Origin of the sequence: Pontibacillus salicampi (genome assembly GCF_042434395.1) — a bacterium.
In the GTDB taxonomy this organism is placed as follows: Bacteria; Bacillota; Bacilli; order Bacillales; family BH030062; genus Pontibacillus; species Pontibacillus salicampi.
This window is the reverse complement of the sequence record NZ_JBHLTP010000004.1, coordinates 107,851-128,985: the sequence shown is the minus strand read 5'-3', so window position 1 is coordinate 128,985 and position 21,135 is coordinate 107,851. Positions and strand designations below refer to the sequence as shown.

The following is a 21,135-nucleotide window of genomic DNA, read 5'->3' as shown; positions in this document are numbered from 1 at the left end:
AGAGGTTCAAGTCAGGAGAGGATAAGATGTTGATTCGAAGAGGTATTATATATGTATTGGGGATGCTGATCACATACTTCGGCACAGCTCTTGTTGTCAAATCAGCACTTGGGGCAGGATTTTGGTCTGCTCTATACGTTGGAATGAGTCAAACAGTTGGCTTATCCGTTGGCATCTGGTTTGCGCTTATTCAAATAGGTATTGTGGTGTTGAATGCTAAGCTTAGGAATCAGAAGCCGGATTGGCTAGCCATTATACCTATTCTTATTGAGAGTGCTGCTTTTACTTTATGGCTCGAATATATCTTACAGGACGTCCAGTTCGAGGAAGCAACGCTGCTTGTGAAAACGGCAGTATTTTTAACTGGGATGACCATAGCCAGTCTCGGAATCGGCATTTATATTCATACTGGCTTTACACGAGCTCCGGTAGATGAATTATTCTTATCTCTAAGTCACCGTTTTCGGTTAAAAATGAGCGCCTCTCAATCACTAATTGCCGCCACCGTTACATTGACAGCATTGCTGCTTGGAGGGCCGGTAGGATTAGGTACATTTCTGTCTATATTAGTCTTTGGACCCTTTATCCAATTTTGGAGCGATTGTATAAGTAAACTGTTATCCGTGTACACTTCATCTACACCGTCTCATGCAGAAAATGGATAGGGCCATAGGTTTTTGCTGATTTTACCACTTCAATCAACTGTCTTTTTACAATTCAGCCCTATCTCTTTTCCATAAATGGCTTTATAATGAAAAAGCATAACTCAATGAAAGAAAAGGTGTTTAGGATATGAGTTTACTGACAGTGAAGAACTTAAGTCACGGCTTCGGAGATCGCGCCATTTTCGATGACGTTTCTTTTCGATTATTAAAGGGCGAACACATTGGATTGATTGGCGCAAACGGTGAAGGTAAATCCACTTTTATGAATATCATTACTGGTAAAGTGGAGCCTGATGCCGGCACAATCCAATGGTCTAAACGGGTCCGTGTAGGTTATTTGGATCAGCATGCTGATTTAGCACAGGGAATGTCGATGAGAGATGTGTTAAAAACAGCATTTCAATATTTATATGATATGGAACAGGAAATGAATGACCTATTTGCAAAAATGGGGGAAGTCGAGCCTGATGAATTAGAAGAGCTTTTAGAAGAAACAGGCAAGCTGCAGGATCAATTGAGCAGCAATGATTTTTACATTCTAGACGCCAAGGTGGAAGAAGTCGCCAGGGGTTTAGGATTAGATGAAATAGGACTGGATCGAGATGTTCATGACTTAAGTGGCGGGCAGCGTACGAAAGTATTATTAGCAAAGCTGCTCTTAGAAAAGCCAGACATCCTTCTCCTGGACGAACCAACCAACTACCTCGACGTAGAGCATATCGAGTGGCTTAAGCGCTACTTGCAAGAATACGAGAATGCCTTCATTCTAATTTCACACGACATTCCATTTTTGAACAGCGTTGTTAATCTCATCTACCATATGAAGGATCAACAACTGACACGTTATCCTGGTGACTATAATGAATTTGTTCGAGTGTATGAAATGAAAAAGCAGCAGCTGGAAGCAGCGTATAAAAAGCAGCAAAAGGAAATTTCTCAACTGAAGGACTTCGTGGCCAGGAATAAGGCTAACGCAGCAACAAGCAAGATGGCGATGTCTCGTCAGAAAAAGCTGGATAAAATGGAGAAAATAGAATTAGAATCAGAAAAGCCAAAGCCGGTCTTCCATTTTAAACAGGCACGCACACCAGGTAAGTATCTATTTGAGACGAAGGATCTCGTTATTGGCTACGATGAGCCTTTATCCAGACCATTAAATTTATCGATGGAAAGAGGGCAGAAAATTGCCCTGTCAGGAGCTAACGGTATTGGTAAAACGACACTTCTCAAGAGTATTCTTGGCGAGATTCAGCCAATTTCCGGAGAAGTAGCATTAGGCGATAACCTTCATATCGGCTATTTTGAGCAAGAGCTTAAGGAAAATAGCCGTAGGACTTGCATGGAGGAAGTATGGGAGGAGTTTCGCCACTTCACACAATACGAAGTACGATCCGCACTCGCACGCTGTGGTTTAACCCAAAAGCACATCGAAAGCCAGGTTCAAGTATTAAGCGGTGGAGAAAAAGCTAAAGTACGTTTATGCAAATTGATTAATAAAGAAACCAATTTACTCGTACTCGATGAACCGACAAACCACTTGGATGCCGATGCAAAAGCAGAACTGAAACGAGCACTGCAAGAATATAAAGGTAGTGTCCTACTTATTTCTCACGAACCAGAATTTTACCAGGATGTCGTCACAGACGTTTGGAATTGTGAAGACTGGACAACAAAAGTTTTCTAAATTAAAACCAGCACCCCCTTTATGGTGCTGGTTTTGTCATAACTAATCTTATTCTTTTGCATGGAATGGATTAATGCCCATTTTTCTATATTAAGGCATTGGTAAGGAGAAGTTGGCTGTGCCCTCCTCGAACATACCGCTTCCATCCTCAGCAACAAACGGACCAAACGTAAGTTCAATAGATTCGAAAGTCTCGAAATTTTTCTTCTCAAACAAAAACACGTGGTATTTCGTCCCTTCTTCTCCTGCCTCAAGCTCCCGTGGATTACGTGGCTCTGCCATTAAATTAGCATTGGCAATTCCACTGCCCTCATCTATCGTCAGTTCCGATCCAACATTCCAAATACTTAATGTCTGTTCACTCTGGTTGTCTAGGTTAACTTTAACTCCAACAGATACAATCCCGCTATCTCCAAAATTACTAAAACGCTGTTCATTTCCTTTTGTGGGAATAATTTCTGTGTATTGCACTCCCTCCACCGTTACATTCACATCACCTATTTGCTTTGATTCGTTTACTTTCTGATCGCTAATCATTTTCTTGTCAGCAAGATTATCATTTGTCATTCGATCAGGATAGAAAGCATCATTGGATGCATTTTCTTTACTCTGCTCCCCACTATAAGCGAAATCGAAGGTCGCGTCTTCTTGAAAGGCCCCACTATACTGCTTGTTATCTGCTACACCACCCTCAATTATGAATTTAGGGTTCACATTCTTTACAGCTTGAAACTCTTCCTTTGTTAGTGTAAAGGAAATGAGTCCTGACACCTTTTCTCCTGCTGCATATTTAGATGGCTCACTTTCCTTCTCGGAAGAGGGATATTGGTCATCCACAAAGGTTCTATTCGTATCACTTTGAATGTAATCTACTTCGTTGCTAAGCTGAATACGGTACATGTTGTTATAATACATTGCTTTATCCTTTGTATTATGTATAGTAACGTCTGCTGTTACCACATATCCATCGGCTTGGTCATCAAAGGGAATGGCATACTCATCACTCATTCCTGTTACTTTTACGATATCATACTGATTCACAGCAACCTTAAAACCTTCCATATCGTGTGAGTACTGCGGATCCTCATTCGTGTACACAACGTCGACTTCCCCACCAGATTTTTCTTTAATAGAAGGGTTAATCATCCCCTCTTTATTTTCGGACGAAGTATTCGATGCTGTTTCATCTTCTTCAATAGAAGTAGTGTCCGTTTCTACTGTAGTATCTTCGCTCTTTGTTTCCTCCTCTTTCACATCTGATTCTGATTCCTCCGTACCCGCAGCATCTTCCTCACTGCCACAAGCCGACAAGATAAGTAAAATAAACCATAAACTCACCATCAACATTAGAGTAAATTTCCTCATACATTCACAACCTTTTTCATAATAGTATCTGTTTCAACATGTGTACCTGCATCTTATGACGAATGGTGTATATTATTGTATGAATATGGTACATATGTAACAATATGTATCTACCCCAACTCTTCTCCCTAAAACCTATATAATGAATATTTTTTTATGTGCTTCTCTTCTAAGGAATTTTCGCACAAAAAAACGACGATGATTCCTCTCGAAACCATCGTCGTGATTACTCTTATTAGGGAAAGGTTCATCCATATCCCTTATCGTTTTTGATGAGCTCTTACACAATTTGGATGCCCTGTTTTTCAAAGTAGCTAAACGTGATGCATTAAGCTTATGTCTTCAAATTAGTTGCCTGTTGTATATCGAAAACAATCACGTTCACACAGTCTTTGCTGAATAACACTAGTTCTGTAGTGAAGAGTGAATGGTTGCTTAAGCTAGTATGCCTTTATCAACAGTATGGCCAATTTCTTACACTACTTTCCACTCTTGATTAATAGGAAATATAAGTTCGTCTCTGTTTTGTAGAGCTTCGGTAAGATAATTTTCCTTTAATCTTTCATCCTTATCAAATGAAATAACAATTCCCATAGAATTATTCTCTGCGGGGATAAGTCCTCCCCATGCTTGATAGTTGCCCAGCTTATCACCCTGGATAACTTCCCCTTGAAGTATGTGCAGGTACGTCGTGTGCTGAAGCTCATTGGTTAGATAAAAATCACTAATGTCCCAATTATTTTCTAAAATTTCTATAGTGATGTTATCGTAAGTGTCGCCTTGACCGCTCTGGTTGAATATTTTATCGTGAACATGCTCCATAAAGAATTGATAGGAATCTCTATCCTTCCAAAATGTCAGAATTCCTGCTTGTGATTTATCCTGAGAGCTCCATCCCCCTATTTGACCGATAAATCCATCAATATAGCGAAGTTTTTTCCATTGTGATTGAGCCTGGGCGAAGTCCTCTTTGTTTCGTTCTGGAACAGTACATACAATCCATTTAATTAACATGTCGTCATCACCCTGCTTCTTCTAATATCTATTTATCCTTCCGATCCAACGTTCCATTCCGTGTTGGTACCCTTCCTTATCGTCCATAGATGCCAAACATTATATAGAGGAAATTCGTTTCCAAACTTATTAGGTAATTTCCCTTCCCCCCTCCTTCCTAAAACCTTATTAGATCGTTTTTGTAATAAATACCGTTTTTTTTTTACGAATGTTACATAGGTTTTACGGGTGATAACCTAAAACGAGTGCCCAAAAAAATAAGCCCCCAATATAAAACAATTGGAGGCTTCCGTTGTATGCAAATATCACTTATTCTTCTTACGATTATAAATCATCAAATCCATTATCAGTGTAATTAACTTTTGTGTACTGACGTGATTTCTGCTCGAAGAAGTCTGATTTACCACTATTAACGTCTTCATATGCTCTTATCCATTTCAATGGATTTTTACTATACCCAGTAAATGGCTTCTCCGCACCGAGTTCCTTACAGCGCTTGTTTGCCATAAATTTAATGTACGCTTCCAGCTCTTCCATAGAAAGACCATCAAAGTTATCCCCAATAATGTAAGCGGCCCACTTTATCTCTAGTTCAGCTGCCTCTCGAAAGGTTTCCGTAGCAAAGGTAAGCATCTCTTCCTGAGGAATGGATGGATTCTCGTGGAGCGTTTCTTTAAATATTTTTACAAATAAGTTTACATGTAACTGTTCGTCCCGGTTAATATAATTAATCATCGTACTAGTGGAGACCATTTTCTGATTACGAGCAAGATTGTAAAAGAAAGCGAAACCTGCATAGAAGAACAGTCCCTCTAATACGACATCATATACAATAGAGCGAAGGAATGACGTCGGTGTAGGGTTTTCAACAAAATCTTTATATCCGTTAGCAATAAATTTATTCCGCTCCAACAAAACGTCATCGTGCTTCCAATATTCGAAAATAGCATCCTGTTCCTGCTTTGGTACAAGGGAGGATAACACATATGAATAAGATTGGTTATGGACTACTTCCTGGAACGATAATACTTGCATGAGCGCGACTAAACTAGAATCGGTTAAATAGTCTGCTATTTTACCGCTATAGTCTGTTTGGATGGAATCTAGAAAGGCTAACAGCCCAATTACCTTTTTAAAGGTATCCTGTTCTTTATCGCTTAATTGGTGCCATTGCTTCAAGTCATTATTCATATTAATTTCATTTGGAATCCAAAAGTTTGCCAGCATATTTTTATACATTGGATATGCCCAAGTAAAGCGAGCATCATCCCAATTCAATACGTTAGAGCTTTCGCCATTAATAATTCCAGTAGATTGGTTTGGTGCTTGGGTATCATATAAATTACGCTTTTGCATAATAGATTCACTCATCAGTACTCCTCCTTAGGATGAACAGCTCTCACAGTCTTCGATATCTTCTGTACTCGTGGACCTCATGTAATAGGTCGTTTTCAGCTTGTTACGCCATGCTTCAAGATGTAACTGCAGCAATTCCTTTGCCTGCACTGTATTCTTAACGTATATATTGAAGGAAACAGATTGGTCAATATGCTTTTGACGGGCTGCATTTTGACGGATGCTCCACGTTTGATCAATTTCATACGCTGACTTGTAATACCAATACGTCTGGGGCGTCAGGTCAGGCGCTGTAACAGGGATTTTATAATTTTTCTTCTCCTCCGAATAGAACTTCTGGAAAATAGGATCAATGCTTGCCGTGCTGCCAGCGATAATCGAAGTGGAAGAATTAGGTGCCACTGCCATCATATAGCCATTACGTACTCCGCTATCCGCTACCTCTTGTTGGAGTGTACGCCATTGCTCTGTATCATATTCTCGATCAGAGAAGTACGCACCACTTTCCCATTTGGACCCGTTGAAATGAGGATAAGCACCTTTTTCCTCTGCTAATTGTTTACTCGCTTTAACCGTAAGATAGGATATTTGTTCGTATAGATGATCTGCGTAATCAACCGCTTCTTCTGACTCCCAGCGAATTCCTTTAACAGCCAGCAAGTGGTGCCAACCAAAGGTTCCAAGTCCAATACCTCTATATTTTCTATTAGTCATTTCTGCTTGGGCAACAGGGATGCTGTTCAAGTCAATCACATTGTCGAGCATCCTTACCTGGATTGGAATTAATCGTTCCAGCACATCAGCAGGAACAGCTTTTCCTAGATTAATACTAGATAAATTACAAACTACAAAATCACCTGGGTGTTTCACTGTAATGATTTTTCCATCCTTGGTATATTCCTCTTCTACAGTAGTGGGGCTTTGATTTTGCGTTATTTCTGTACATAGATTCGTACAGTACACCATTCCTTGATGGCTATTCGGATTTTTACGATTCACTTCATCCCGGTAGAACATAAACGGTGTACCTGTTTCTAATTGACTAATCATTACTCGCTTCATAATGTCAATGGCAGGAACCGCCTGTTTATCCAAGGAGGGATGATGGACACATGCTTGATATTTTTCTCGAAAGCTACCATTACCTTCTTCTTCATCATAGTAATCTTCTAACCTAAATCCCATTACCGTCTCCACTTCATGAGGGTCAAACAGATACCAATCCTCTCTATTTTCCACCTTCTCCATAAATAAATCGGGTAAAGATACTCCTGTAAATAGATCGTGTGTGCGCTGACGTTCATCTCCGTTATTAAGCTTTGCATCTAGGAAAGCAAATATATCTTTATGCCATACATCCAAATAGACAGCTATCGCTCCTTGTCGCTGCCCAAGCTGGTCTACACTTACCGCGGTATTATTTAATTGCTTCATCCAGGGTATAACGCCTGAGCTTACACCTTTATACCCCTTTATATCACTGCCCTTGGAGCGAATCTTACCTAAATAGACGCCGATGCCGCCCCCGCTTTTGGAGAGGTTGGCAATATCGGTATTGCTATCAAATATACCTTGCAAACTATCATCTACTGTGTCGATAAAGCAGCTGGATAATTGTCCATAGCTTTTCCCCGCATTAGAAAGAGTAGGAGTAGCCACTGTCATATAAAGATTACTAATTGCCCAATACGCTTCTTGAATAAGCTCTAAGCGCATATTCCTAGGCTCCTCAGCCATTAGGGTCATGGCAATAACCATAAACCGTTCCTGTGGAAGCTCATACAATTCCCCGCTATGCCCCTTTGCTAAATATCGATCTGCTAGCGTACGAAGACCAATATACGTAAACAGAGAATCCTTTGTGGGATCTAAGTAACTTTCTAATGTATGTATTTCTTCTTTGCTGTATTGGTCCAGCAGAAAGGAACTATAAACGCCTTTGTCCTCTAGCTGTTGAATAAGCGGATAAAAGGGTGGGTATGACGTATCCGCCGTGTGACCCCTTCGTCCTGCTGCATCTTCGTATAACTGCCTAATATAGATACGTCCACAGAAGTAGGTCCAGTCAGGCTCTTGCTCATCCATCCGTTCTAATCCTTTTAATATGAGCTCATTATACACTTGATCTTTAGACGTTTCTCCTTTTCTCTCAAGAGATGGGATAACAGCCTGCACGAATTCCTTTATCTCTAGCTGCGGAAACTCCTCCTCTAAGCTAAATAAAAAATCTTTCATGCTGTCGAACCATGTATCCCAGCCACTCTCCATCTTAGCTCCTGCCACTGCGCTTGTCGGTTCCATCATTATTCCTCCTTATACCTTGCCTTCCTTTTTCGTAACCCTGATAAATATAAAAACACCGTTCTCCCATCAGAGGAAAACGGTGTAAAACGACAGAAAGGTATAGCAGAATAAACTGCTTGATCCACACTCTATCGTTTCCCAGCTTTCACCCCGAAGCACGGAGAAACTACTAACGAGTAAAGGCAGGTCTCCTGACTCATGCTTCTCCCTACTCTGAGACCTTCCCATAACCGTTGGATTATAGTGGCATTCTCATTTCGTAGCACTTACAGTTGCGGGGGCAGTTCTGGCTTCACACCAGATTCCCTTTCAAGCCTGCAATTAGGCACCTTTCCCTCGTTCATAAACTATATATAGTTGTTTTTTAGAATTAACTTTCTATATGTTGTAACTTTACCGAATATCGTCGACAATATCAAGCATAAATTAGGAAACCTTTTTCAGTATTTTTCCATAACCCTATTGGTGATGGTAACCTAATGAAGAAATTTTTTATAGACTTGACTTCCTTCCAAACTATAGGTAATGACCAATGCTCCTATTAGGATCCTCCAAATGTTAAGAGATAGTGGGAGACCTGATAAAGAAAAATTTGCTTAATATAGATAGAAAGGAGAGTGGAGTGGTCTGGAAGCTGCGTTTTCTGGCGGCCCCATTCGACGCGGGGGTCGTTCACCGTTTCTATAGGATGTAGCAACTTTAGGTGCCTTACATTGCTAAACAACCTCTAACAGAAAAAATAAACGCCGGGACTAGCCCAAGCGTTATGTCTGTCCTTTATTTTAATGCTCTAAAAACGTTCTCCAGGCTGTATAGGAATGAATAGTGATTCCTTTAAACCCTTGAGCCTTCTGATCCAGATAATGTTTTCTAACAAGAGCCACTTCTTGTTCAAGCTCCTTATTACTTTTACCGTCGAAAGTAACATTTTCTACCTCATATGGAAGTAATTCTACTCCTAATTCAACCTTTGGAGAATTCGCATAGAGTATTTCTTGATCTGAGATGGATGTAATGCTATTAGTACCTAATGCTTGATCTCGGTAGGACATAAGAGAGACGTAATCATGTAGATCCATCATTTCCTTATAAAAATGGTCGTGGATGCTTGTCACCTTTTCATTATCAAGCCAGAAAGGAAGGGCTGCCCCTACTTCGTAACCAAACGCTTTAGCATAGCTTGTGTACTCCTTGGTAGACTGCAACCATTCGTTCACGACTTTTTCCCTATCTTGATCCCATACGTCTAACGTGTAAGGCTCTACATCAAAATGAATACCTACAAACTGCTCATTGGCAGGCACGCTATCATTATATTGCTGCACTAAATCAATTCGCTTCTTTGCATCAGCGGTATAAGCAGCCAGCCCCCATTTAGGGGACCCGATTAATGCATGCACTTTCATGCCAGCTTGGGTAGCCTTCTTAATAAAGGATGGATACCCCTCTCCTAAATTGGGCTTGAAATGTACATACACATTTTGAACTCCTTGTTCAGATAAAAAAGTAACCGTTTCTTCAGCCTGATGTATCGGCTCTTCTTTCCAAATCCACACATTCTTTTCAACTTGATGTTCGTTCAGTGCGTCCTGAACTGCCATAACGTATTCCAGATATTCTTTATTCCCCTTATCCTCCAGCTGATGTACCAGAGTCTCAGACAGAATTAATTTGGCTTGGGGGGAAGTTATCTTCTTCTTAAAAGGATTCCATCTTGTGAAAAGCCCTTCTTTAGGAGCAGAATCTACCTCCACACTAAACTCCTGCATTTCTAGAAACTTAGCCAAGGTGGTTTTTAGTTGTTGATTGGTCCCTTCTATCCTTGTAACAGAAGAAGAATCCTCTGATGTTTCAATCGTTATATTTGTGTCTATGGCAGCGGATTTCGTAGATGCAGCAGTAATACTAGAGGAAGATGATTCTAAAGCTGAGATAGCTACAGTATTAGAAGATGCGTCTTGATCCTTAAAAACGTAATAATTATGAGTCGAGCCTGATATATCCTTCACAAGCTGTTTAGTGAAAGATGGTCTGTAGGAATCCTGCACCCCATCTAGCACAATATTGGAGCCATTCTTCACTATAGAAAGTTCCTGGCAGTCCTCATCACAAGGAACATAGTCCTTTAATGCGGGGCTGCCACCCTTATTGATTATTGGATATATTAAAAACCCTGCTAACACAACAGCAAACATCATAACTTTCGCCTTATGTTTGAGCATTATTCTCTCCCCTATGATTTTAGTATCAGTATATTATCCTCACTAATTATAATTATCGAACCATGGTTTGGAAAAGTTAAGTGGTTTTCGTTATTTTTTTGAGTTTTTTTACCCACAACTTGTGAACCATTTCGATTTGTTTTTTTCATAGGGCAAGAAGTTAAAGGAAGAGAAACGTTATAGCATAAAAAAAGTGCGACCTCTAAAGAGATCGCACTTTCTTGGTTTCCCTACTATATCAAACGGGTAGTAATGATAGTAAGACTAGATTATCTTTTAGTGTAAGCTTTTCGCTCCAAGGTAACGTGGGCTCCAGTAGCTATTGTCCATGCTTGAAACCTCAACACCGCGGCTATAACCAGCGTGGATAAACTTATTGTTTCCTACGTAAATTCCTGCATGGGATGGGCCGGATTTGTAAGTTTCAAAGAATACGATATCGCCTACAGAAGGGCTAGATACACGTTGTCCAGCACTCCATAAAGAAGAAGTGGTTCTTGGTACAGAGATACCTTCCTGCTTGAATACGTAATGGATATAACCACTGCAATCAAAGCCAGATGGAGAAGTTCCTGCCCATTTATATGGTGTACCAATGTGTTGTTTAGCTTCGCTAATTAAACCTGATGTGCTAGAAGTATTAGAAGTGTTAGATTTAGTAGTTTGGCTGGATGTGTTGTTGGAAGTAGAGTGTGATTGATTAGAAGTTGATCCAGATAATGATAGTTTTTGACCTACATAAATAATATCGCCTGAAAGACCATTTAATTGCTTAATTTTGCTAACGCTTGTTCCATGGCTGATAGAAATTCCCCATAATGTGTCGCCAGCTTTTACTGTATATGTATTACTAGAATGCTGAGATGAAGTGTTATGTGACGTTGCTTTACTAGAAGATTCACCAATAGTTATCGTTTGTCCAACGTAAATGATGTCGCCGCTCAAGTTATTCCAATTTTTTAGGGATGAAACACTAGTATTATAGTCTTTAGAAATTCCCCACAGTGTGTCACCGCTTTTTACTTTATAATTTTCTTCCGCTTGTGCTAAGTTTGGAAAAGTTAAGCTCGCTCCAAGTACTAGAGCTGGTAGTACCATCTTTTTATTTAATTTCACTGTCTATTTCCCCCTCGTAAGTTATGTTTTTCATTATAGTATATGGTTCCTATGGTTTCTATTACTTGCCAGGTATTTTAATATAACTGTAATAATAATGTCGGTTTTTGTAACATTGTCGTTACATTCACATCGAAATGTAACTGATTTAGAGTGAAAATAGATTAGTTTTAGCCTATATCGCACTGTTTTACAGCAACTTTTCAACGTTTTGTAGCACTAAAGTCCATCATTAGACACAAAAAAATCCTGTAACACTACAACAGTGTTACAGGATTTTTTCATAGATTAAGACAGAGCTTTTTTTCCAGAAGCAGAGAAAATAGACTGCTCTGCTGAAATGCGAGCATCTTCTTCATAAGCCTGCTGCAGTTTTTGCGTAATAGTACCAGGTGTACCTTCTGCCACCTGATCACCATCCACCTCTACAATTGGCATTACCTCTGCAGTACTACTCGATAAGAACATTTCGTCAGCAGACTTTATATCGTCGAGTGTAAAAGCCTGTTCATGAAACGGTATTCCTGCTTTTTTCGCAAAAGCCTCTACACGAATACGAACACAACCATGCAAAATATTTTTCGTTGCAGGATGCGTATAAATAGCACCGTCCTTTACGAGATAAGCGTTAGAAGAACTACACTCCGTTACGCTTCCATCCCTGTGCAGAATAGCTTCAAAACTGCCTGCCTCTGCAGCCGCCTGCTTTGCCATCACATTTGGTAACAGGTTCAAGCTCTTAATGTAACATAAATCCCATCGCACATCCGGTTGCGTAATAGCAGAAACCCCTTGCTTCATCCATTCCACTTTACGAGGTAAATCCATTACGTATGCATATAGGTTAGCGGTTACCCCTTCTGGAAATGTATGGTCACGAGGTGCTGTACCTCTCGTAATCTGCAAATACACTTTTCCATCACCTGTAAACTCATTCAATTGCAGTAACTGATCCAGCTTCTTATACATTTCTTCCTTCGTATAAGGAACCTCAATTCTCACAGCCTCTGCAGATCGATACAGTCTCTCCACATGCTCCTCGATTAAGTAATGCTCTCCATGATATACACGAATTACTTCGTACACACCATCTCCAAACTGCAGCCCTCTCTCTTCAAACGGATACATTAACTCCTCTTGATTCATAAATTCCTTCTCCGTTAATACATATGGCCGAATAGACAAAACGCTTCCTCCTTCACCTAAAAAGTAATACTACATTGTATTCTAAACTGTTTTTCCGTTGATTAAATAAATCGTATTCGTCCAATTTTATCAAACTTTCAGACAAAAGTGTATAGTTACAAATTACTTTATTACTGTAAAGTATTACTATATCTAGAATAAGGGTAGAGAGGTAGTTTTCTTGTCGGGGGAGCTCGTTGGAATTGCGCCATGCTAAGGCTGTTTTCTGGCGCTGGCTTGGTCGGCGCTTTCCTGCCAAATCCAAAAAACCACAAACTTAATGTTTGTGGTTAGCTGCTGATGGATTTACGCCTGTTTATCCACTTTTTTAGACCAAAGGCAATTAGCCTAATCAAGGTATATACCCCTAAGAAGGCAAAGAAACCTACTATCCCGATAGCTGCGTCATCAAATTCCATGTTCCCGCTGCCAGTAACGCCTTGTTGAATTTCAAGAGCGAATACAAATACGAGAACCATAGTAAATGTGTATATAAACGACAATACGGTGATACTGTATTGGGATACAGCGTGAAATAGTCGATCAATACATAAGAAGCTGATTATACCTAATATTCCAATGATCCAAAAATGGAGTTCCTTATCGGTCATATTTAGCCCAAAAGCTTGGGACATAGCCATTAATGCGTCATGAAAAAAATCGACGATTTGAGCTAAAAATAGTATTATTTCTTTCATCTTGTCTCCCCCATAACCTTATCTCTGTACTACTACATCGCTATTATAGTAGCATGTTCCCTTCCATATTACTATGAATGGCATGTATATTTTTTACATATTCTCAAGATAGTCTAGCTTGGTACTTTAGAATAGAGTCTCCGCTACGAGAATAAATCGAAAGAGGTACTCGCTTGTATGAGACGTTTTTGAATCAGGAAAGTTTCTTAAATCAAAAAAAGGCAGGATACCCTGCCCTTTCATTAGCAATCACCAATAAAGGAATCGGAACTTGCATCTGTAGCAAATGGCACGGTTGTTTCAAATGTTGTACTCACTCCATCGTCCGCTTGTATATTCCATGTAATCGTTTGTTCAACGAGGTTTAATGTTGCATCTATTGTCACCTGAAACGTCCGTTCCGGTCCATTATTTAATGAACCAGTGGCAAGGCCCTCTAATTGAATCGATTGATCTGTGCAAGTAAAACTAATCCGCTTCCCATTCGTCACTACGAAGGAATCCATATTTTCGGCCATAAATGTGAATTGGAAGGTGTCTACGGTAGCATCACATTCTTCCATTACAGCATCTCCACACTGCATTAGGCTAATCTCCATGTTACCCTCTAACACTTTTTCCATTCCAAACTGGATTACCTTCACTTCAGCTCCCTCTTGATTGCCATCTGTACAAAGTAAGCCTTGGCAGGAGCAGTCAGAAAATGGACAATTTACAAGGACATTTTCAGGACCTACTTCAATAAATTCGCCCCCAACCGTCGTAGAAACGCTGACTCTCACTAGTTCAGACACGCCTTGGGCAGGAATGATTTGTGTAGTAAATACTCCATTTTCATCTGAAATAGCGGGGTTTGGAAATGCAAAGACATTGTCATTAGTCGATTCTATTGTAATGAAAACAGCTGCATTTGGAACGAATTCCCCATCACATATCACTCTTCCGTCCAGTAAAGCCCCCTCACAATCCACTTCACAAATCGGCGAGTTAAAAATGATACAAGGGTCCTCACACTCGACACAGCCCGCTCTTACAAAGTTGGTTTCCTCCACCATAATTCCATTTACAGTAGCACTGGCTGTATATGGTACCCCTTCCTCTATAGGTGTCCCGAGCGGAACTGTGACAGTGCTTGAAAAATTTCCATTCGCGTCGGTGGTAGGATTAGGGGGATTGAACAGTAAAAAGGAAGTACTCGATAGTTGTACCTCTACATTCGGTACAGGTACACCATCACACGTTAATTTACCGGTAACTTCCCCTACACAGCTGATTGGACCTGGGTCATCTAAATGAATAGCAGGATTTCTACAATCAGTACAGTTTACCTCAATTTTGACCGTGTCAGAAGTCACCTTAAATCCGCAAATATATGTCGATACCGTAACCATAATCGTTTCCTGAATGTCCTTAAACGGAATTAATGTAGACATAAAGGTTCCATCAGGCTGTGTTAAGACTGGATTGGGACTTGCAATGATTTTACCCACAGCGTTAATCTCGATTGTAATAACTGCACCTTGAACAGGAATGCCATCACACGTAAGCCTCCCTCTCAGCTTTCCTCCACTACATCCAACAATCCCCTCTGGAGGTATGAGCGTAAGCAAAGGATTCTTACAAGCTATACATTCCACTCGCACACATATAGAATCCTCAATAGCAACTCCTTGAACGACAGCTTCGGCCCTAATGTAAACTTGTTGAATCTTAGTTCCCGGCGGTATGCTTACCCGGGTTGTAAATCTTCCTCTTCCATCTGTTACTGGTGTGGCATTGTCAAATTGCACGATAGGCGGCACACTGCTTAGTTGAACCACTACTCCAGCTTGTGGTACATAATCACATAGCACTTTACCACTAATAATTCCCTCACAACTGATTAATGTTACATCATCTAGTATAATGACAGGCTGATTACACTCTCTATCCGGAAAAAGAGACGGACACCCTTTCAAGACCGGACGAGGGCGACAGACATTAGATGGATTCACCTTGGAATGACACCTTTTGTTCGTCTTTATTTTCATATCGCTTTACCCTTCCCCAATTTAGATTTTAGCCTGTATTTATAGTATGAAGCATTACCTGTTCAGTTCGTGCCGGATGAGCCTGTTTGGGAATTGTGGTTGTAGCAAGGAGGGAAGGTATATTAATGCTTTGGTTGAAGCATAGGTTTTTTCAACAACGGTGAGGGAATATCATACTTCTTCCATTAAAAATGGCATCATCTTCTGATTGAATAAATCAGCTTGTTCCATATTCACCATGTGACCACACCCTGGTATGATGCTGACATCTGTGTACGGAAGAAGACCAGGAAGAATAGAGTGATCCTCTTCGCCGGATATAAAGAGGCGAGGTATTTCCAATTGATCTAAAGCCTCTAAGGGAAGAACCCTGTCTAATGTATGAAGGGCACGGACCCAGCCAATGAATGCCTTCCGCTTTATATTGCGCCCGCCTTCCCATATTTGTCTGTTCACAGATAGGTGGTGCCGTTTAGGCATCATGTAATACATAAGCGAGAGAAATACAAACCGATGGGATAGTACCGGAAATAGGAACAACGTCGCTGCTAAAATTCGATTCGATATAGTTGGAAAACGGATAACCGCTCCTCCAAGCACCACACGATTAACGCGTTCTGGATGATGCATCATGATGGTATGAGCAACAATGCTTCCTAGTGAGATTCCTACAAAGTGCGCTTTCTTTATCCCAACAGCATCGAGCACCTCCAGTACAAGACGAGTTGTGTGACGAAAGGGATCAGCATAATCTACCTCTACATCTCCAGAACCATAATGCGCCGGAAGATCAATTAGGAGCACATTAAACTTCTCAGATAAACAAGCAAGCTGTCCTTTAAAAATAAAATGCCCTGTGCATATAGCATGCAAGCAAACCACCCATTCTGGATTACCGTTATCATACTCAACATAATGGAGCATCATCCCGCCACTCTTCCCTCTTTTTTCCATAATTATAACAGAAATTATTTACTATAATTGTAATAAAATGATAGCACACCCTTATCAAATCCCCTCATGCCAAAAATGAAGGAAGCAAACTTCTCGTCTGCTTCCTTAACCTTTATATAAACTTCCGATTCACTTTCTTCCCTTCATACGTAAACAGGATATTCCGGTCCTCGACATTGGTCTCCAGATGAATCGGCCTTCCCCACAGCTGATACATGTAAGGAAGCACCTTCTCCAAGTAGTCTAAGTCTAATTCAATCCCCTCAAAATGATGCTTCAAATACAATTCACCACTTTTTAGGTAATCTCCATTTTCCACTGTAATATAGGGGAACCCTCCATTGACTCGCATCGTAACGAGCTGTTCTCGTATGGCTTCATGATCCTTATCGGTTATTTTATACTCGCGTCCTTGTTTTTGGAAAAGGTACAAGTCCTCTCGACCACACAGTTCCTTCGTTAAATAATTGCGAAGGAAGGATATATCCGATTCAATTTCCCGCACCTCAAACATTTTTTCTCTTCCAGAGCCTGCCTTCACACCTAATCGTTTCATTTCTTCATTTGGATTGTCATAGCGTCTCTCAATATCTTCAAACATCTTCAATCCTAAGTAATAGGGATTGATTTGTGTTTTTGATGGCTGCACTACTCCTGCATTCAATTTTGCAAATTCAATTGCTTCATCACTCGTTAAATGCAGTTCCCGGAGAATTCTTGCGTGCCAATAGGAAGCCCAGCCTTCGTTCATGATCTTCGTCTCCAGCTGTGGCCAGAAATACAGCATTTCCTCGCGCATCATGGTCATGATGTCGCGCTGCCAGTCGTCTAGTTCACGGCTATATTCTTCGATGAAGAGCAGTATATCCTTTTCGGATTGTGGTGGGAATTTCTTTTTTCTTTTCTTTGGTTTTTCTTTTTTCTCTTCGCCAATGGACCAGAGATCGTCGTATGGGGTAGCTCTTGGTCCTTCCAGTTCTTCTTCCTCTAGATCTTCTAGGGTCCAGGCTAGCTTTGGTCTTAATAGGGATGGGTCAATATGTTCGTTGATGGCGAGGACAGCGTCAATGAATTCTTCTACTTCTTTTCGGCCGTACAGCTTTTCGTAGTGTGCGATGCGTTCGGCGGTGGAGCTCATTTTTTCCACCATGTCACGGTTGGTATTTTCGAAACGGACGTTATTTTTGAAAAAGTCACAGTGGGCAAGAACGTGAGCAACAATTAGTTTGTTTTGAACGAGGCTGTTCGTATTTAATAAGAAGGCGTAGCAGGGGTCGGAGTTTATGACGAGTTCGTATATTTTACTGAGACCTAAATCATAATGTAGCTTCATTTTATGGTATTGCTTTCCGAAGCTCCAATGGGAAAATCGTGTTGGCATTCCATAAGCCCCGAAGGTATAAATAATGTCAGCTGGACAAATCTCATATCGCATTGGGTAAAAATCCAACCCAAAGCCTTCTGCAACTTCGGTTATTTCATCTATCGCACGATGCAGGTCTTTTTGATATTGGGTATTCACGGTCATCTCCCTTTCTTACGCGTCTTACTTCTATTGTATGAGCGAGATAGACGAGAATGACTGGAAGGATAGTTTCTATTTTAACGGGATGGATGTTTAGGCTTTGCATCCATTCTTTTTGTGCTGTTTGTACATAATCATCTGTTTTACACAGAAACTACAATGGACTTCGTTGAAAGGAGACAAGGGTATGTTAACCTTTCTTCCGCCTCTATTAATTATTTTTGTCTTGTACATTCTTGTTGTTCGTTTGCTTGGGAAGTCGGCACTTGCTCAGCTTACTCCACATGATTTTGCAGCGTTGTTCTTTCTTGCATATGTTGCCTTTCAGCCTATTTCCATTGATACGTATCTTCAAAGCTTTATTGGTTTAATCGGAATTGGCTTAACTCATTATCTTATAAGTAAATTAATGCTAAAGGATGGGGTAAAGCATTGGATTATTGGACAGCCTACTGTGCTGATTCGCCATGGTGAAATACTTCCAGATAACTTAAGAAAATCTCGTTTCTCATTAGTGGAATTGTTATCTGTATTACGTACTTCTGGTCATCCTCGAGTAGCGTCCATTGAATATGCATTCTTAGAGCCAAATGGTGATGTCAGTGTTATTCCTAAGCCTCAATACACCCCCCTTACCCCTGCAGATATGGGAATGGAACCACCTTATGAAGGAATTCCATTATCTATGGTGGTAGAAGGTAAAATTCAAAAGCGTAATTTACTTCTCATCGGAAAGGAAGAGCAGTGGCTCACTGAGGCTTTACTTCGGAAAGGGTACCGAGATGTTACGGAAATCTTTTTTGCTTATTGTTTAGATAAAGAGGAGTCTCTTGAAGTTATACCATACCAACAGAGAGACCCCGAGCATTAGCCCGGGGTCTCTCTTGTCATTATCTTACTTCTGGAAATAAGCGATTGATCATTTGGCCAAATTCTCTAAAGAATCCTTCTATCGGTTCACCGTTACGTACATCATCTGCGTAATCGCGGTTCATTTGTACGAAATTTTCGTTAGCGGAGACATATACGTTGTCTATGTCACGATCCGTGCTTTTTACCACTTTCGCAATTTCTGATTTAAGCTGATCGTCTACTTTATCGTTGTCATCATCATTCATAGTTACTGCTACGAATGCATTGTTACGAGTTTTCATCACATAGGCTCTGTCTACTTCTGCTACTTGCTTGGATACCTTTTGAGCTGCTTCTCGCGCAACATTGTACTGGCGGTTGCCATTATTATCATTGGTGGTATTACGGTAAGTATCTTCGTTTCCTACATTTTCCTCTTCATTTACATTGTTATAATTTTGACCATCCATCATGCCTTGATTTGGGCCATTGTCATAATCAACATTGTTGTACTCGTCACCCTGTGGAGAATAATCGTTATTATGAGCACTATTCTCATAGTTGTTGCCTTTCGTTCCCATTCTTGCTTCTTTATCATCTCCACCACATCCGAAAAGGACAAGTGCAGAAAGAGCTGTTACACCGATAATTTTCCAATTCATATTGAATTCCTCCTTGAAGAATAAAGTATGCTCTTAGTATGTTTTGCTAAAAGCCGTTTATTCCTCAGGGGTTATTCTAATTTTTACCATATTGTTAGTTTGGACTATGTTCAAGATAGAAAATGACTATTCCCGCGAGAACGAGGATCATCAACAGAATGGTAAATGTATTTCGTCTAATCCTTCCACTTCCTTCCATTTGTTCTTATGCTTCTCCTTCCCGCAGCTTTTGCCATAAAAACGTAAAAAGACTGCAGCACGTGTATGCTGCAGTGTGTATATTTAATGATTTTGCGGGTTTTTCAGCTGCGATTTGCTTCCTTTTTTAGAACGGTACACATTTCCTTTATTATTATCACCTGTGTGTATTTCCTTACCAAATTCTTCGTTCATTTTGCCGCCCTTTAGCTTACCGGTACGGCTTGGTGCATTTTGATTTTTGCTTCCTTCGCTTCCGTTTTTGCTTGTCATGCTGATCACCTGCTTTCCTTAGTTTGGTGCAGCATTAGTTTTTTACCGTTTGCACAAACTATACGAAGAACCTTTTTACTCTCTTCCCCATACTTTAACAAGGACACCATTAATCCTATAGCTTGTTAAATGGAGATGCGGTTACACTAGTAGTAACCCTTCGTGAAAGGGGTATGTAGAGTATGTCTGTATATATTGCGGATTATGATAAAGCGTTATATTTTACGCTCTGGGGACAATGGGATGATTTGTTAGTGCTAATGGTACGCACAAAGGATGACATCCTTTCAAAACGGATTGAATCCTTTCTACATGCATATCACTATTCCCCTCAGGATGAAGATGTTTTAACCTCACATCAAAACCTATTACAATATATTGACCATGCTATGGTCACGATTCCGCCATTCTCTGTGATGGATCAGCCGGAGTTGGTATAGATGGCATAAGGGAGAAGACCTAATCGGCTTCTCCCTTTCCAATGTCTACTTCATCTTATCAGCAAATTGTATAAATTCCTCTAACAGCTTTTGCACGTTAGCAGCAGCATCCTCTGTCAGGGTATCTTGCTCTCGTATAAAGCAATGGGGATCCAACACCATCTGATTTGGTACGACATGAGCATAAAGCGCCCTTCCAATGAGACGCATTTGATTCAGAGAATTGATGCCACCTTTCCCTCCACCAGCTACTGAAAACAGTAAGGTAGGTTTAGAACGAAAGTGATCTCCATTTAAAAAATCGAGACAGTTCTTTAATGCTCCGCTCATCCCGCCATGGTATTCAGGTGACAGCCAAATAAAAGCATCTGCTTCCGTAGCCGTTTCCTGAATTAGCTGTACATTGGTCAACTCATTCAGTTCTTCCTCTCCATTAAACATTGGCAAACCTAATGTACTAAGGTCGATTAATTTTCCATTCACTTTGCTTGCAATATGCTTCGCGGCTATACGAGTTCTTCCATATTTTCTTGGCGTTCCATTAATTACCACTATGTTCACTTTTTCTCCTCCTGCCGACAGATAGTATGTA

The 21,135-nt window shown here is 40.4% G+C and carries 18 protein-coding genes and 1 riboswitch; of the genes, 4 read left to right on the top strand and 14 right to left on the bottom strand.

All coding sequences use genetic code 11. The features are described 5' to 3' along the window. The first annotated feature begins 26 nt into the window (after window positions 1-26). Together ACFFGV_RS07290 and abc-f are read left to right on the top strand one after the other, a co-directional pair. Window positions 27-665: a YczE/YyaS/YitT family protein gene (locus ACFFGV_RS07290; protein ID WP_377346136.1), complete on the top strand. Its 639-nt coding sequence runs from the start codon at window positions 27-29 to the stop codon at window positions 663-665. Window positions 666-792: 127 nt separating this feature from the next. After that, entirely contained in the window at window positions 793-2,349 is a 1,557-nt protein-coding gene (gene abc-f / locus ACFFGV_RS07285) for a ribosomal protection-like ABC-F family protein (protein ID WP_377346134.1), read from the top strand. Between the two features lie 90 nt (window positions 2,350-2,439). On the opposite strand, the gene ACFFGV_RS07280 is transcribed toward abc-f, so the two are convergent. The 11 genes from ACFFGV_RS07280 to ACFFGV_RS07230 all read right to left on the bottom strand — a co-directional run bounded on the left by ACFFGV_RS07280 (window position 2,440) and on the right by ACFFGV_RS07230 (window position 18,115). After that, window positions 2,440-3,714, bottom strand: a complete 1,275-nt coding sequence (locus tag ACFFGV_RS07280) for a DUF5068 domain-containing protein (protein ID WP_377346132.1) — start codon at window positions 3,712-3,714, stop codon at window positions 2,440-2,442. A gap of 474 nt (window positions 3,715-4,188) precedes the next feature. After that, complete coding sequence (locus tag ACFFGV_RS07275) at window positions 4,189-4,728, bottom strand: YdbC family protein (RefSeq protein WP_377346130.1); 540 nt, start codon at window positions 4,726-4,728, stop codon at window positions 4,189-4,191. A 324-nt stretch (window positions 4,729-5,052) separates the two neighbouring features. Further along, on the bottom strand, window positions 5,053-6,099 hold the full coding sequence (locus ACFFGV_RS07270; protein WP_377346128.1) for a ribonucleotide-diphosphate reductase subunit beta: 1,047 nt from the start codon (window positions 6,097-6,099) through the stop codon (window positions 5,053-5,055). A gap of 12 nt (window positions 6,100-6,111) precedes the next feature. After that, a complete protein-coding gene (locus ACFFGV_RS07265; protein WP_377346478.1) occupies window positions 6,112-8,352 on the bottom strand; it encodes a ribonucleoside-diphosphate reductase subunit alpha in 2,241 nt (746 codons plus the stop codon). A 200-nt stretch (window positions 8,353-8,552) separates the two neighbouring features. Then, window positions 8,553-8,736: riboswitch (cobalamin riboswitch) on the bottom strand. 434 nt (window positions 8,737-9,170) lie between these two features. Then, window positions 9,171-10,610, bottom strand: a complete 1,440-nt coding sequence (locus ACFFGV_RS07260) for a poly-gamma-glutamate hydrolase family protein (protein ID WP_377346126.1) — start codon at window positions 10,608-10,610, stop codon at window positions 9,171-9,173. Window positions 10,611-10,886: 276 nt separating this feature from the next. Further along, complete coding sequence (locus ACFFGV_RS07255) at window positions 10,887-11,726, bottom strand: C40 family peptidase (protein ID WP_512700584.1); 840 nt, start codon at window positions 11,724-11,726, stop codon at window positions 10,887-10,889. A 288-nt stretch (window positions 11,727-12,014) separates the two neighbouring features. After that, entirely contained in the window at window positions 12,015-12,911 is an 897-nt protein-coding gene (dat, locus tag ACFFGV_RS07250) for a D-amino-acid transaminase (RefSeq protein WP_377346124.1), read from the bottom strand. Between the two features lie 290 nt (window positions 12,912-13,201). After that, entirely contained in the window at window positions 13,202-13,609 is a 408-nt protein-coding gene (locus tag ACFFGV_RS07245; RefSeq protein ID WP_377346121.1) for a hypothetical protein, read from the bottom strand. 242 nt (window positions 13,610-13,851) lie between these two features. Continuing rightward, window positions 13,852-15,639: a transthyretin-like family protein gene (locus ACFFGV_RS07240; RefSeq protein WP_377346119.1), complete on the bottom strand. Its 1,788-nt coding sequence runs from the start codon at window positions 15,637-15,639 to the stop codon at window positions 13,852-13,854. Between the two features lie 171 nt (window positions 15,640-15,810). Next, window positions 15,811-16,566 (bottom strand): alpha/beta fold hydrolase, encoded by a 756-nt coding sequence (locus ACFFGV_RS07235; RefSeq protein ID WP_377346117.1) that lies wholly within the window; start codon window positions 16,564-16,566, stop codon window positions 15,811-15,813. Between the two features lie 139 nt (window positions 16,567-16,705). Next, complete coding sequence (locus ACFFGV_RS07230) at window positions 16,706-18,115, bottom strand: SpoVR family protein (RefSeq protein WP_377346114.1); 1,410 nt, start codon at window positions 18,113-18,115, stop codon at window positions 16,706-16,708. 190 nt (window positions 18,116-18,305) lie between these two features. Here ACFFGV_RS07230 and ACFFGV_RS07225 point away from each other — a divergent pair, with 190 nt between their 5' ends. Then, the gene (locus ACFFGV_RS07225; RefSeq protein WP_377346112.1) at window positions 18,306-18,989 is read left to right on the top strand and encodes a DUF421 domain-containing protein; all 684 of its coding nucleotides are present in this window, start codon (window positions 18,306-18,308) and stop codon (window positions 18,987-18,989) included. A gap of 19 nt (window positions 18,990-19,008) precedes the next feature. Here ACFFGV_RS07225 and ACFFGV_RS07220 read toward each other — a convergent pair whose 3' ends face one another. Both ACFFGV_RS07220 and ACFFGV_RS07215 read right to left on the bottom strand, forming a co-directional pair. Continuing rightward, complete coding sequence (locus ACFFGV_RS07220; protein WP_377346110.1) at window positions 19,009-19,632, bottom strand: YhcN/YlaJ family sporulation lipoprotein; 624 nt, start codon at window positions 19,630-19,632, stop codon at window positions 19,009-19,011. Between the two features lie 282 nt (window positions 19,633-19,914). After that, window positions 19,915-20,103, bottom strand: a complete 189-nt coding sequence (locus ACFFGV_RS07215) for an imidazoleglycerol-phosphate dehydratase (protein WP_377346108.1) — start codon at window positions 20,101-20,103, stop codon at window positions 19,915-19,917. Window positions 20,104-20,285: 182 nt separating this feature from the next. Between ACFFGV_RS07215 and ACFFGV_RS07210 the strand changes: the two genes are divergently transcribed. Then, the gene (locus tag ACFFGV_RS07210) at window positions 20,286-20,543 is read left to right on the top strand and encodes a YhdB family protein (RefSeq protein WP_377346106.1); all 258 of its coding nucleotides are present in this window, start codon (window positions 20,286-20,288) and stop codon (window positions 20,541-20,543) included. Window positions 20,544-20,588: 45 nt separating this feature from the next. Here ACFFGV_RS07210 and ACFFGV_RS07205 read toward each other — a convergent pair whose 3' ends face one another. Further along, window positions 20,589-21,104 carry an NADPH-dependent FMN reductase gene (locus ACFFGV_RS07205; protein ID WP_377346104.1) on the bottom strand — a complete coding sequence of 172 codons (516 nt, stop codon included), beginning with the start codon at window positions 21,102-21,104 and terminating at the stop codon, window positions 20,589-20,591. Window positions 21,105-21,135: the final 31 nt, after the last annotated feature.